At 61.8% G+C, this 13917-nt stretch carries 16 protein-coding genes; 11 read left to right on the top strand and 5 right to left on the bottom strand.

The window, feature by feature from the left end:
• The first annotated feature begins 223 nt into the window (after window positions 1–223).
• The 10 genes from coxB (at window position 224) to ACZ5IL_RS00655 (ending at window position 10089) form a co-directional block, all read left to right on the top strand.
• Window positions 224–1078: a cytochrome c oxidase subunit II gene (gene coxB / locus ACZ5IL_RS00700; protein WP_464593604.1), complete on the top strand. Its 855-nt coding sequence runs from the start codon at window positions 224–226 to the stop codon at window positions 1076–1078.
• 114 nt (window positions 1079–1192) lie between these two features.
• Window positions 1193–2818: a cytochrome c oxidase subunit I gene (gene ctaD / locus ACZ5IL_RS00695; RefSeq protein WP_464593602.1), complete on the top strand. Its 1626-nt coding sequence runs from the start codon at window positions 1193–1195 to the stop codon at window positions 2816–2818.
• A gap of 54 nt (window positions 2819–2872) precedes the next feature.
• On the top strand, window positions 2873–3811 hold the full coding sequence (locus ACZ5IL_RS00690) for a heme o synthase (RefSeq protein WP_464593600.1): 939 nt from the start codon (window positions 2873–2875) through the stop codon (window positions 3809–3811).
• Window positions 3812–3826: 15 nt separating this feature from the next.
• Complete coding sequence (locus tag ACZ5IL_RS00685; protein WP_079448469.1) at window positions 3827–3997, top strand: CoxF protein; 171 nt, start codon at window positions 3827–3829, stop codon at window positions 3995–3997.
• A 6-nt stretch (window positions 3998–4003) separates the two neighbouring features.
• Window positions 4004–4654, top strand: coding sequence for a cytochrome c oxidase assembly protein (locus ACZ5IL_RS00680; RefSeq protein WP_464593598.1), 651 nt, complete (start codon window positions 4004–4006; stop codon window positions 4652–4654).
• A gap of 95 nt (window positions 4655–4749) precedes the next feature.
• Window positions 4750–5604 carry a cytochrome c oxidase subunit 3 gene (locus ACZ5IL_RS00675; RefSeq protein WP_464593596.1) on the top strand — a complete coding sequence of 285 codons (855 nt, stop codon included), beginning with the start codon at window positions 4750–4752 and terminating at the stop codon, window positions 5602–5604.
• Between the two features lie 317 nt (window positions 5605–5921).
• Entirely contained in the window at window positions 5922–7352 is a 1431-nt protein-coding gene (gene thrC / locus ACZ5IL_RS00670) for a threonine synthase (protein WP_464594557.1), read from the top strand.
• Window positions 7349–8638, top strand: coding sequence for a M16 family metallopeptidase (locus tag ACZ5IL_RS00665; protein WP_464594555.1), 1290 nt, complete (start codon window positions 7349–7351; stop codon window positions 8636–8638). The genes thrC and ACZ5IL_RS00665 overlap by 4 nt, the downstream gene beginning before the upstream one ends.
• A 36-nt stretch (window positions 8639–8674) precedes the next feature.
• A complete protein-coding gene (locus tag ACZ5IL_RS00660; RefSeq protein ID WP_425907453.1) occupies window positions 8675–9259 on the top strand; it encodes a GNAT family N-acetyltransferase in 585 nt (194 codons plus the stop codon).
• Window positions 9260–9393: 134 nt separating this feature from the next.
• Window positions 9394–10089 (top strand): hypothetical protein, encoded by a 696-nt coding sequence (locus ACZ5IL_RS00655; protein WP_464594553.1) that lies wholly within the window; start codon window positions 9394–9396, stop codon window positions 10087–10089.
• 198 nt (window positions 10090–10287) lie between these two features.
• Here ACZ5IL_RS00655 and ACZ5IL_RS00650 read toward each other — a convergent pair whose 3' ends face one another.
• The 5 genes from ACZ5IL_RS00650 to ACZ5IL_RS00630 form a co-directional block, all read right to left on the bottom strand.
• On the bottom strand, window positions 10288–10773 hold the full coding sequence (locus ACZ5IL_RS00650; RefSeq protein WP_464594552.1) for a F0F1 ATP synthase subunit B family protein: 486 nt from the start codon (window positions 10771–10773) through the stop codon (window positions 10288–10290).
• Between the two features lie 7 nt (window positions 10774–10780).
• Window positions 10781–11338: a F0F1 ATP synthase subunit B family protein gene (locus ACZ5IL_RS00645; protein WP_464594550.1), complete on the bottom strand. Its 558-nt coding sequence runs from the start codon at window positions 11336–11338 to the stop codon at window positions 10781–10783.
• 63 nt (window positions 11339–11401) lie between these two features.
• Window positions 11402–11629 (bottom strand): F0F1 ATP synthase subunit C, encoded by a 228-nt coding sequence (locus ACZ5IL_RS00640; RefSeq protein WP_009796340.1) that lies wholly within the window; start codon window positions 11627–11629, stop codon window positions 11402–11404.
• A gap of 57 nt (window positions 11630–11686) precedes the next feature.
• The gene (locus ACZ5IL_RS00635; RefSeq protein WP_464594549.1) at window positions 11687–12430 is read right to left on the bottom strand and encodes a F0F1 ATP synthase subunit A; all 744 of its coding nucleotides are present in this window, start codon (window positions 12428–12430) and stop codon (window positions 11687–11689) included.
• 68 nt (window positions 12431–12498) lie between these two features.
• Window positions 12499–12882: an AtpZ/AtpI family protein gene (locus ACZ5IL_RS00630; protein WP_079445314.1), complete on the bottom strand. Its 384-nt coding sequence runs from the start codon at window positions 12880–12882 to the stop codon at window positions 12499–12501.
• Window positions 12883–13305: 423 nt separating this feature from the next.
• On the opposite strand from ACZ5IL_RS00630, the gene ACZ5IL_RS00625 reads away from it, so the two are divergent.
• The gene (locus ACZ5IL_RS00625; protein WP_464594548.1) at window positions 13306–13833 is read left to right on the top strand and encodes a hypothetical protein; all 528 of its coding nucleotides are present in this window, start codon (window positions 13306–13308) and stop codon (window positions 13831–13833) included.
• Window positions 13834–13917: the final 84 nt, after the last annotated feature.

The raw sequence follows: 13917 nt of genomic DNA, 5'->3' as shown, positions 1-13917 counted from the left end.
AGCCCACGCGCCGCACGGCAATTTTAAGCATCGCTCAACTCGCTGTCCTTGGTCCTTGCGAGGCGCGACAAATTATGGTTTGAGAGGGGCGGCTTTGGACGCATTCTAGCTAAACGGCGCGCAGGCTGTTTGCGGAAGTGTCAGAGGAGCGGCAGGCTCGCCCTCGGCGGGAACTGCTTAGGGGCTTGTTTAGGGTTTATTTATGACAAGGAGCGCGAGCGGCATGAAGATGTCGATGGGCCAGTTTGGCCGCCGGTTTGGCCGCCGGTTTCTGGGATTAGCGTTTGGCGGAGCGGCGCTTGCCGCGAGTGGTGCGGTATCGGCGGAGGAGCTGGGTGTGCCGCATCCGTGGGCGCTTGGACTTCAGACGGGTGTGACGCCTGTCATGGAGAGCGTCGCGAGCATGCATAGCGGGCTTCTGATTGTGATCACGCTGATCACGCTGTTTGTGACGGGTCTGCTGGTTGTGGCGATGTTGCGTTTCAACGCGCGGGCCAATCCGGTTCCGTCGAAGACGACCCACAACACGATGATCGAAGTTGCGTGGACGATCATTCCGGTTTTGATCCTGGTTGGCATTGCGGTTCCGTCGTTCCGGCTTTTGTTTCAGCAGCTTGACCTTCCGAAGGCCGATCTGACGGTGAAGGCGGTCGGCAAGCAGTGGTACTGGAGCTACGCGTATCCGGACAACGGCAAGTTCGAGTTTGACTCGCTGATGGCGCATGAGAAGCAGCCGCGGATGCTTGCGGTGGACAACGAGCTGGTTGTTCCTGTGAACAAGATTGTCCGGGTTCAGGTGACCGGGGCCGATGTCATTCATTCGTTTGGCGTTCCGGCGTTCGGCATCAAGGTGGACGCGATCCCGGGCCGTCTCAACGAGACCTGGTTCAAGGCCACCAAGACGGGCGTGTTCTACGGCCAGTGCTCGGAACTGTGCGGGCGGGATCACGCCTTCATGCCGATTGCGGTTCGTGTGGTGAGCGAGCAGGATTTTGCGGCCTGGATTGAAACCGCGAAGAAGAAGTTTGCCTCGAACCCGGCGAACGCGGTGGCGTCAGCTGCCGACGTGATGCGCTAGGCGTCGCGTTGGGCGATTTCGACGGGGCGACAACCGCTAAAGGGACGTTCGCCCCAAGGGACATCGCCAAGGTTCGTTCGAAGGACTTCAAGGGACGAAAGACAGGATTAGACAATGGCAACAACCGCAGCACATGCTCACGACCACGGCCATGACGATCATGGCGACCATGCGCACCACCCGACAGGGTGGCGGCGCTTTGCGTATTCGACCAATCACAAGGACATCGGGACTATGTACCTGGTGTTCGCCATCGTCGCGGGGATCATCGGCGGCCTGATGTCGATGGGCATCCGGGCGGAACTGATGTATCCCGGCGTGCAGGTTTTTGATCCTGCGCATACCTACAACGTCTTTGTGACCTCGCACGGCCTGATCATGATCTTCTTCATGGTGATGCCTGCGATGATCGGCGGCTTCGGCAACTGGTTCGTGCCGTTGATGATCGGAGCGCCCGACATGGCGTTTCCGCGCATGAACAACATCTCGTTCTGGCTGCTGCCAGCGGCGTTTGCGCTGTTGTTGACCTCCACGTTCGTGGAAGGTGAGCCGGGCGCGTCGGGCGCGGGCACGGGCTGGACGTTGTATGCGCCGCTGTCGACGAGCGGCCATCCCGGACCGTCGGTGGATTTCGTGATCCTCGCGGTGCATTTGGCCGGCGCCTCCTCGATTTTGGGCGCGATCAACTTCATCACCACGATCTTCAACATGCGCGCACCTGGCATGACCTTGCACAAGATGCCGCTGTTCGTCTGGTCGATCCTGGTGACGGTGTGGCTGCTCTTGTTGTCGCTGCCGGTTCTGGCGGGCGCGATCACCATGCTTTTGACCGATCGTAACTTTGGCACCACGTTCTTCGCTGCCGACGGCGGCGGCGATCCGGTGCTGTTCCAGCACCTGTTCTGGTTCTTCGGTCATCCCGAGGTGTACATCCTGATTCTGCCGGGCTTCGGCATGATCAGCCATGTGATCTCGACGTTCTCGAAGAAGCCGATCTTCGGCTATCTCGGCATGGCCTATGCGATGGTCGCGATCGGCGGCATCGGCTTCGTCGTGTGGGCGCACCACATGTACACGGTCGGCATGGTGTCGACGGCGCAGGCTTACTTCGTCGCCGCCACGATGGTGATCGCGGTGCCGACCGGCGTGAAGGTGTTCTCGTGGATCGCCACCATGTGGGGCGGCTCGATCGAGTTCAAGGCGCCGATGCTGTTTGCGATCGGCTTCATCTTCCTGTTCACGGTTGGCGGCGTGACCGGCGTGGTGCTGGCCAATGCGGGCGTCGACCGGGTGATGCAGGAGACCTACTACGTCATCGCGCACTTCCACTACGTGATGGGCATTGCCGCGGTGTTCTCGATCTTCGCGGGCTGGTACTACTGGTTCCCGAAGATCTCCGGCTACATGTACAACGAGACCATCGCCAAGCTGCACTTCTGGCTGATGTTCATCGGCGCCAACGTCCTGTTCTTCCCGCAGCACTTCCTTGGGCTGCAGGGCATGATGCGGCGCTCGGTCGACTATCCGGATGCGTTCGCGGGCTGGAACGAGATCTCGTCCTACGGTGCCTTTATCGCTGGGTTTGGCGCTGTGGTCTTCCTTTACGGCTTGGTCGACGCCTTCGCTCGCAAGGAGCAGGCGGCGGACAATCCGTGGGGCGAAGGTGCAACCACGCTGGAATGGACGCTGTCGTCACCGCCGCCGTTCCACCAGTTCTCCACCCTGCCGAAGGTGCAGTAATGTGACTGTGCGCGGCGCGCTCGACGCGCCGCGCACCCAACAAGCGGGTGTATCGTGTCGGTTGTTGATCAAAAAGCCGTTGAACTGCCGCCCCGGATCTCGGAGGCGAGTGTCGCCGATTACTTCGCGCTGCTGAAGCCACGGGTGATGTCGCTCGTGATCTTCACCGCGCTGGTTGGGCTGATGATCGCGCCGGGCCATGTTCACCCGGTCCTGGGCTTCATCTCGATCCTCTGCATCGCGGTCGGAGCCGGTGCCTCTGGCGCGCTGAACATGGCGCTGGAAGGCGATATCGACGTGCTGATGTCGCGCACGGCCAACCGGCCGATCCCGCGCGGCCGCATCACCCGCGGCGAGGCGATGGGGTTCGGCCTCACGCTGTCGTTCTTCTCGGTGATGACGCTCGGCGCTCTGGTCAACTGGTATGCCGGTGGCCTGCTCGCCTTCACGATCTTCTTTTATGTTGTGATCTACACGATGGGACTGAAGCGGCGGACCGCGCAGAACATCGTGATTGGCGGCGCCGCCGGTGCGCTGCCGCCGGTGGTGGCGTGGGCGGCTGCGACGGGGTCGCTGTCGGTGGAGCCGCTGCTTCTGTTCCTGATCATCTTCTTCTGGACGCCGCCGCATTTCTGGGCGCTGGCGCTGTTCCGCAACGACGACTACACCCGCGCCGGCGTGCCGATGTTGCCGGTGGTTGCCGGTCCCGATGCGACCCGGCTGCAGATCCTGCTCTATACCATCGTGCTGGTGGCGGTCGCCGCCGCGCCCTGGCCGCTTGGCTACTTCGATTGGATTTATGGCGTCACTTCGCTGATCCTCGGCGCCGGCATGCTGGTGTTCGCGATCAATGTCTATCGCCATCGCACCGGCAGCACAGCGCTGCGCGCCACGCGGCGGTTGTTCGCCTTTTCGATCCTCTATCTGTTCGCGCTGTTTGCCGTTCTGCTGCTCGATGTGGTTGCGAAGGCCATCGCGCCGTTGATCTGGTAGAGGGCGCATGGACCGATGGACAGCAACAACAAGCCGGACGGAGACGGGATCGTTCTCACCGAGGCCCAGAAGAAGCGCCGGCGCGAACGGTCGATCGCGATCGCCTGGGCGCTGGGGCTCATGGTCCTGCTGTTTTTCGCGGTCACCTTCATCAAGGGGCCGGGCGTTCTCGTCCGTCCGATGTGATTTGAGATGACGGACGCGCCGCAGCACCCGCAGCAACCCGCCACCGCAGCCTCGGCCCGGCCGAAGGCGACGTCGCGCGTTGGTCGCGACGTGAAGGTCGGCGCCGCCTGCGGCCTGGTGGTCGCCCTGATGGTCGGCGCTGCCTATGCGTCGGTGCCGTTCTACGACTGGTTCTGCCGCGTCACCGGCTTCAACGGAACGACGCAGGTGGCGGGGGAGGCCCCCCGGTCCAAGCCGCTGGAGCGCACGGTAGCCGTACGCTTCGACTCCAACGTCTCCGGCGGGCTGCCCTGGAAGTTCGAGCCGGAACAGACCGAGATAAAGGTCCGGGTCGGCGAGGTCACCACCGTCCATTACACCATCACCAACGAGGTGGCGGCGACCACCATGGGGCAGGCGGCCTATAACGTCACGCCGCTGACAGTCGGATCCTATTTCACCAAGATCAACTGCTTCTGTTTCACCGAGCAAACCCTGGCGCCCGGTGAGAAGCGGGAGATGGCCGTTGTCTTCTATGTCGATCAGGCTTTCGCCGCCGACAGCGAGAACGACGGCGTCAATACCATCACCCTGTCCTATACCTTCTTTCCGGTGAAGAAGGCCGCGCCCAAGCCGGTGGCGGCCAACGAGCCGGACAGGCCAGGGGGAAGCATCTGAGCTTTGAGGGCCGACGCGTTTTGTTACCGACGCGTTTTGTTTTGAGATCAATAGGTGCCCAATACCGCCGGCACCGCTAACGGAGAGAGACCGCAATGGCTACGGCGCAAGTCAAGCACGATTACCACCTGGTCGACCCGAGTCCGTGGCCGATCGTAGGCGCGACCGCGGCTTTCATCATGGCCGTCGGCGCGATCCTGTGGATGCATCATCTGACCGCGGCGGCTCCGATCATTTTCGGCGCCGGCCTGATCGGCGTGCTCTACACCATGGCGAGCTGGTGGGCGGATGTGATCCGCGAAGCCCAGCACAAGGGCGATCACACCCGCGTGGTGCAGATCAGCCATCGCTACGGCATGATCCTGTTCATCTGCTCCGAGGTGATGTTCTTCGTCGCCTGGTTCTGGGCCTTCTTCAACTCCGCGCTGTTCCCGGGCGATCCCGTGCATATGACGCGCGACGCGCTGTTCGGCGGTGTCTGGCCGCCCAAGGGCATCCAGACCTTCGATCCCTGGCACCTGCCGTTGCTCAACACCCTGATCCTTCTGACCTCGGGCACCACCGTGACCTGGGCGCACCATGCCCTGCTCAATGGCGACCGCAAGGGGTTGAAGTGGGGGTTGATCCTGACCATTGCGCTCGGCGCCGTCTTCACCTGCGTGCAGGCCTATGAGTATCATCACGCCGCCTTCAGCTTCGCCGGCAACGTCTACGGCGCCACCTTCTTCATGGCGACCGGCTTCCACGGCTTCCACGTGCTGGTCGGCACGATCTTCCTGATCGTCTGCCTGTTCCGCGCCAATGCGGGCCACTTCACGCCCTCCCAGCACCTCGGCTTCGAATTCGCCGCTTGGTACTGGCATTTCGTCGACGTGGTGTGGCTGTTCCTGTTCGTCTGTATCTATGTCTGGGGCAACGGCGCCGCGGCCATGGCGCACGCCGCGCACTGACCGGGACCAGCCCGCTCAATACATCAAGATCAAGGGCGGCCGACGGGCCGCCCTTTTCTCTTTCGGAAGAAACGCTGATGTCCCATCTCGCTCGGCCGACATTGTCCCAGACCATCCTGGGCGGGCTCGCCTGCAAATGCCCGCGCTGACCTCCAGGCGCGAGACGCTTCAACGCAACGTTTAGCTGCATTGGGCGGCGCGGTTTTTCTCCCTTCGATTTCCTCTTTGTCCCGAAACGCTTTATGGTACGCGGCGACCATCGCCGATGGCGACATGGATAACTCGCAGTATCAAATATCTCGCAACATACTCCGCCGTTGGAGGCCGGCTTGACGCATTATCTCTCGACACGGGGGAAAACCCAGAAACTCGGCTTTTCCGATGTGATGCTGGCCGGCCTCGCTCGTGACGGCGGTCTTTATGTGCCCGAAGTCTGGCCGCAGCTAACGCCCGACACGATCGCAGGCTTCTTCGGCCGGCCGTACTGGGAGGTGGCCGTGGAGGTAGTTCGGCCGTTCGTGGCTGGAGACATCGCTGAGGCCGATCTCGGCCGCATGGCCAACGAGGCTTATGCGACGTTCCGGCACCCGGCGGTGGTGCCGCTCGATCAGATCGGTCCTCAACAGTTCATGCTGGAGTTGTTTCACGGTCCGACGCTCGCGTTCAAGGACGTGGCGATGCAGTTGTTGTCGCGGCTGATGGACCATGTTCTGGCACAACGAGGCCAGCGCACCACGATCGTCGTCGCAACCTCGGGCGACACCGGCGGCGCTGCGGTCCACGCATTCGCCAACAGCACCAATGTCGATCTGATCGTGCTGTTCCCGGACGGCCGCATCTCCGAAGTGCAGCGGCGCATGATGACGACGACGGCCGCGCCAAATGTTCATGCGCTCGCCGTCAAAGGCACCTTCGACGACTGCCAGGCGATCGTGAAAGGGTTGTTCAACAACCACCGCTTTCGTGACGAGGTGTCGCTTTCCGGTGTCAACTCGATCAACTGGGCACGAATTGTTGCGCAGGTGGTGTATTACTTCACCTCGGCGGTCGCACTGGGCGCGCCGGCACGGGCCGTCGATTTTACCGTGCCGACCGGCAACTTCGGTGACATCTTTGCCGGCTACGTCGCAAAGCGCATGGGTCTGCCGATACGCTGGTTGCGTATCGCCGCCAACATCAACGATATCTTGCCGCGCACGCTAAAGACCGGCATCTACGAAGTGCGCGAAGTTCACGCTACCACCTCGCCGTCGATGGACATTCAGGTGTCGTCGAACTTCGAGCGGCTGTTGTTCGAGGCGACGGGGCGCGACGCCGCGCAGGTGCGCGCGATGATGGCGTCGCTGCAGCAATCCGGTCGCTTCGCGCTGCCGGATTCGGTGCTGGCCGCGATGCGCGCCGACTTCGATGCCGGGCGCGCCGACGAAACAGAGACCGCTGCCTCGATCCGCACAGCGTGGCGCGAAGCCGGAGATCTGGTCGACCCGCATACGGCTGTTGCGCTGACAGTGGCCGATCGCGACGCGCCCGACTCGCGTGTTCCTAATATCGTGCTGGCGACCGCCCATGGCGCAAAGTTCCCTGACGCGGTTGAAGCCGCCTGCGGCGTGCGGCCTCCATTACCGGCCTGGCTCGACGGCTTGATGACTCGGCCCGAGCGGATCACGGTCGTGAACAACGATCAGGCAGAAATCGAACGGTTCGCGCTGTCCGTCAGCCGCGCCGCCAAGCACGGAGTTGCCGGATGAGTGTCGATATGACGAAACTGTCTTCCGGCCTCACGGTCATCACTGATGCCATGCCGCATCTGGAAACCGCAGCGCTCGGAGTCTGGACTGGGGTTGGCGGTCGCGACGAGAAGCCAAACGAGCATGGCATCTCGCATTTACTTGAGCACATGGCATTTAAAGGAACCACTAGGCGTTCGGCGCGAGAGATCGCCGAGGAGATCGAGGCAGTCGGTGGCGATCTCAATGCCGCTACCGGTGTTGAGACGACGGCTTATTACGCGCGGGTGATGAAGGCTGACGTTCCGCTCGCGCTCGACGTGCTGAGCGATATCCTGTCCAATCCTAGCTTCGACGCGAAGGAACTCGAATGCGAGAAAGGCGTCATCGAGCAGGAAATGGGTGCGGCGCAAGACACTCCTGACGACGTCGTTTTCGAGCATCTCAACGAGCTCTGCTATCCGGACCAGTCGATCGGGCGTTCGCTGCTCGGCACGCCGGAGACGCTGAAGCGGTTCAACAGCGACATGCTGCATGGGTATCTCAAAACGCATTATCGCGGGCCGGACATGGTGGTAGCGGCGGCGGGTGCGATCGAGCACAAGGCGGTCGTGGCCGAGGTCGAGCGTTGCTTTGCAAGTTTGGATGCCGCGCCGGCTCCGCAGCCGCCGGCGGCGAAATTCGGCAGCGGTGGCTCCAAAGTGGTGCATCGCGACCTCGAGCAGGCGCATCTGACGCTTGCGCTGGAAGGGGTGTCGCAGACCGATGCCTCGCTATTCTCGTTGCAGGTGTTCACCAATGTTCTGGGGGGCGGCATGTCCTCGCGATTGTTTCAGGAAGTCCGTGAGAAGCGCGGTCTGTGCTATTCAATCTACACCTTCCATGCACCCTATGCCGACACTGGCTTCTTTGGGCTCTACACCGGCACCGATCCGAGCGACGCGCCGGAAATGATGGAAGTCGTCGTCGACGTTATCAGCGAGGCTGTGGAAACGCTGAAGGAAGCTGAGATCGCGCGCGCGAAAGCGCAGATGAAAGCCGGCCTGCTGATGGCTTTGGAGAGTTGCAGCGCCCGCGCCGAACAATTGGCGCGGCATATGCTCGTCTATGGACGGCCCCAGGGCGTTCCCGAATTGATGGCTAGGATCGATGCTGTCAGCGTCGACTCAACGCGCGACGCGGCGCGCGTCCTGCTGGCGCGCAGCCGTCCCGCGGTCGTCGCGCTTGGCAGCGGCAGGGGGCTGGACTCCGCGGTCGCTTTTGCGGAAGGATTGTCGCAGTCGAAGGCCCGAATTTTGCTCCACTAGCCACAGGCTGGTGGGATTCGGGGTCGAGGAACGGCCATGGCTCTATTTCGTTTGCCGTCCAGCGCGCCAGCGCTTGTGCCGCGAGGGCACGGTCTGTTGCTGCGCGCGCCTGAGATGTCCGATTTTTTGCAATGGAGACAGCTTCGTGAGCACAGCCGCGCCTATCTGACTCCATGGGAACCGATGTGGCCATCGGACGACCTGACCCGCGCGGGATTTCGGCGGCGGTTACGCCGCTACGCAGAGGATATCGCCGGCGACAGGTCCTACCCATTCATTGTGTTTCGCGAATCCGACGGCATCATGTTGGGTGGGGTCACGCTCGCCAATGTCCGTCGCGGCATCTCGCAGGCAGGCACCATCGGATACTGGATAGGCGAGCCCTATGCGGGGCGAGGCTATATGACCGCGGCGTTGCGGGTGCTGCTTCCGATCCTGTTTGGCGAACTGAACCTGCATCGCATTGAGGCTGCCTGCATTCCCAGCAATATGCCGTCCATTCGCGTGTTGGAAAAGTGCGGCTTCACGCGGGAGGGGCTGGCGCGCCGCTATCTTTGCATCAACGGAATCTGGCAGGATCACCTGCTGTTCGGCATGTTGCACGACGATTTCCACGGCTAGACATTTTCTTTCTGAAAGAATCGGAGTCGATCCGAGATCGCCCGTCATTTCCGTCTGACGAAGCCCCCACCTTTGGCTTGCGGCCATTGGCTTGTTATAAAGCCGCGCGTGGAAACAATGATCGGACGACGTGAATGCTTAATGTTGCGGGCACCACCGAGGTGGATGAACCAGTTCCTGTCAGGCACTTGGTCAGCTTTCCGTTGCGCCTGATGACTATGGCCGCAGGCTGCTGGATAGTTGCCGCTTCCCCAGCGCAATCGCAGTCGCTCGGGGATCGTTTCAAGGAAATGTTCGGCGTCAAATCGCAGCCGGAGCGAGCGGCGCCGGCATCCGGCGACGTGGCTTCTGTGCCCGGCGATCTTACCTGTCCGACCGTCTCCATCCGTGCCGGCGCATCGACCTACACGGTCGGCGCCTCGGGCCAGCCGGCGAGTGGTACCGATGTCCGCTATCAGGCGACTATCGGCGATACCGCGCGAGAATGCGACTACAACACCGACACGCATCAGATCGCAATCAAGGTCGGTATTCGCGGGCGGGTCATCGTGGGGCCGGCGGGGGCGCCGCCGTCCGTGGAGGTGCCGTTGCGCATCGCGGTGGTTGAGGATGGCGTTTCCGCGAAAACGATCGCCACCAAGGCCTATACGATTACGGTGAGCCTGTCGGGCAACGAAGGCGGAACCTACAGTTTTGTTTCGGACGACATTTCGTATCCGGCGCCGCAGAGCGCGGCCGCCGACCGCTACGTGTTTTACGTCGGATTCGATCCGCAGGCGCTGAAGCCTGAACCGCACTCGGATCGCAAACGGCCGAAATCGCAGAGATAACGGACACAGCGGTTGCGCTGCGCGCGATCCGTCGGCAGCAATTCGCGCACGCGGATATTCAATACGCAGCGGTCGTTGCGATTGTGGCCACGCTTCCGTGTTTGATGATACCCGTTTGACAGCTCACCGGCGACAGTCCGGGAAACAAAAAAGCCGGCGGAGCACGTCGCGCCGGCTTTCGTCGCGTTTGTAAAGAACTCAGTTGAGCTTGGTCCGAACTTCGCTGACGCCTTTGGCGAGCAAATCGTCGGCAAGCTGTCCCTTTACCGAATTTGACAGGATTGAGGAGGCAGCAGCGACAGCGGCGTCGGCAGCGGCGGCGCGGACATCCGCGATAGCCTGGGCTTCTGCCGAGGCGATCTTGCCTTCCGCGCTCTTGGTGCGGCGTGCAACGAAATCTTCCATCTTGACCTTTGCTTCGGCCGCGATGCGCTCGGCTTCGGCTTTGGCCGAGGCGATAATGTCCTGCGCCTCTTGCTCGGCGCTCGCATGGCGGGCTTTGTAGTCGGCGAGCAGCTTCGCGGCTTCATCCTTCAGGCGACGCGCGTCGTCGAGCTCGCCCTTGATGCGCGCGCTGCGACGATCGAGCGTCGCCAGCACCGTGCGGTGTACCCCCACATAGGCGAAGACGCCCATCAGGATCAGGAAGGCTATGGCAACCCAGGTTTCCGGTTGGGCAAACATGGTCTCGTCATCCCTTCATCGAGGCTTCGACGGCGCCGTCAACGAGCTTGGGATCGGGCGTTGCGCCGGTCAGTTGCTGCACGATAGCCGTTGCCGCATCGCTTGCAATGCCACGGACGTTGCTCATCGCCGCCGCGCGTGTTGAGGCAATGGTCTTCTCGGCGTCGGCGAGCTTGACGGACAACCGTTCCTCGAGAGCCTTGCGTTCGGCGTCTGCCGCTGCATTCAGCTTCTCGCGGGTGTCGTTGCTGATCGCCTGCGCTCGTGTCCGCGCGGCCGCGAGTTCGGTCTCATAGGCCTTCAATGCGCCGTCGGACTCGTCCTTCAGCTTTTGTGCCCGCGTGAGGTCGCCCTCGATCGTGTTCTGCCGGTCATCGATGGTCTGGCGGACGCGCGGCAAGGCCACTCGCGACGAGATCATATAGAGCGCAACGAACGTGATCGTCAGCGATACCAGCTGGGACGCGAAGGTATCCTTCTGGAACGGCGGGAACGGAGCCTTGTGGCCGCCGTCGGCTTCGGTGTGGGCCGTCGTGCCCTGTGCGTTGCCATGACTTTCAGCCACGGGCTTCTCCTTTGCGGTCGATCGGGACCCGGCTTTCCAGGTCCCGTCAGCCGGTCAGTGATCTTAAAGTGCGAACAGCAACAACAGGGCGATCAGCAGCGAGAAGATGCCGAGCGCTTCCGTCACCGCGAAGCCGAAGATCAGGTTGCCGAACTGGCCCTGGGCGGCCGAAGGATTGCGCACCGCGGCGGCAAGATAGTTGCCGAAGATGATGCCCACGCCGGCGCCGGCGCCACCCATGCCGATGCAGGCAATACCAGCGCCAATGTACTTCGCGGCAATCGGATCCATGAAACAAACTCCTTGCTGAGGCTTGTGAGAGTGACTTTGGAGGGGGGTGTACCGGTCTTAGTGACCGGGATGAATCGCATCGTTGATGTAGATGCAGGTGAGAATTGTGAAGACGTAGGCCTGAAGGAACGCGACCAATAACTCGAGCGCGGTGAGCGCCACCACCAGCGCCAGCGGCAGCACGGCGCCGAACACGCCGACGATTCCCATGGCGCCGAGCATGGTGACGAAGCTCGCGAACACTTTCAGCGTAATGTGACCCGCCAGCATGTTGGCGAACAGACGCACGCTGTGCGAGACCGGCCGCGACAAGAACGAGATGATCTCGATCGCCACCACCAGCGGCAGGATCGCGATCGGAATGCCCGACGGCACGAACAGTTTGAAGAATCTCAGGCCGTTCTTATAGAAGCCGTAGATCAGCACGGTGAAGAAGACGAGGAATGCCAGCCCGGCCGTGATGATGATGTGGCTCGAGATCGTAAAGGTGTAGGGGATGATGCCGACGAGGTTTGAGACGGTCACCAGCATGAAGATTGAGAACACGAAGGGGAAGAACTTCATGCCGTCCTTGCCGGCGGTGGTGCGTATGGTGTCGGCGACGAACTCGTAGCTGATCTCGGCGATCGATTGCATGCGCCCGGGCACGAGCTTGCGACCGGTGCCCAGCATCAAAAGCGACGTCAGCACGACGGCGAGCAGCATGTAGGCGGAGGAATTGGTGAAGGCGATTTCCTGGCCGCCGATATGGCCGATCGTGAAAATCTTCTCGATGTTGAACTGGTGGATCGGGTCCATCATCCGCGTGCAACTTTCAGTCTGCCGGCAGGCCGGCGTTCAAGCAACTCAATCGTCCAGACGGCCATCCGTCATCGGTCTGTCTGCTCGGGAATCACGCCCGCCGACCGCATCACGTTGATCACGCCGGCTGCGAAGCCAAGCAGGAAAAACACAATCAGCCCCCAGGGCGAGGTCGACAGCAAGCGGTCGAATCCCCAGCCTATCAACGCCCCGACAGCAACGCCCGCGATCAATTCGGAGGATAGGCGGAAACCACGCGCCATTGCCGAGGCCCTGGCAGCTCCGTCTCCGCTTCCATCACCGGATTGGTCAGTCTCGTTCTTGCGGTGCCCACGAAGCTTGGACAGCCGTTGATCGAGATTTCCGAGCCTTTCGGAAAGCGCAGCTTCGTCGGGAGCCGAATGCTCGCGATCTCCGTGCCCGCTGCTGTTTTTGTCCGTGCCGTCAGCCATGCTCTCGACACCCGACACAACGCCGCGATCTTCAGGAAATTACGCCCGTTACCCTCAGAAGCCGCGCGGACCATACTGACGGCCCAAGGTCAAGTCAAGATTGTGTCGCGGTGGACTATAGCGTTGAATTGGCTGGCTTTATTCTAGAAAATCAAAGCGGCTGCGCTTAGTTGCCGCGCTGCAAAAGCGGTCTTCGCGAAAGGCGGCGGGCTGGCTAAGCGTTGCGGGCGCGCTCGCAACGCAAGAAAGCTGGCGACTTGGGGTATCTCGAGGGTTGTCTGACGCGCCGCAGCGGCAGGATAGTTGAGGGTGGACGTGGACCGAAACGGACTGCCGACGCGTTGAAATCGGGTGGTGGGCGCTATAGGTCGATGACAGAGCGCCCGCTCGGGTGAAGCGAATTCGGTCTCGACGGAGCAGTGCATGTACGCGGCGATACCGTTCAGACTGTTGCGGATTTCCGCGATCACCGCGGTGCTCTTTTGCCTGGTTGTTCCGGCGCTTGCGCAGGAGGCGGAGAAAGGACGCTATACGCTCGTGCCGATGAGCGGCGGCTTTGTCAGGCTGGATACGCTTACCGGCGTGGTTTCCCATTGCGAGAACAAGGGCTCGGGTTGGGCGTGCTACGTATTGCCTGAAGAGCATGCCGCGCTGGATAAGGAAATCGGCCGGCTGCAGGCGGAGAACGAAAAATTGAAGGCGCAGCTCGCTGCGCGCGAGCTGGCCGGCAAGATTCAGAAAGATTTGTCTCAACAACAGGGGTCGGGTGAGCCGGGGCCGGCTGCGCCAAAGGCTGACGGACCGAAATCCGCGGACGTCAACCGTAACAGCATTGAGATTCCACTCCCGAGCGATCGCGATATGGGCCGCTTGATGTCATTCGTTGAGCGCGCCTGGCGGCGGCTGATCGAGATGGCGAGCCGCGTCCAGCGCGATACTTCAGGAATCTAATGCCCGGGTCAGCTGAAGGCATTTGATTCGAATCAAGGCTTGCGCTGCCGTTCGCCGATATAGCCGATGGCGGCGGCGATCACG

This window comes from Nitrobacter sp. CN101 (assembly GCF_055390255.1).
This window is presented reverse-complemented; position numbering and strand designations above follow the sequence as displayed.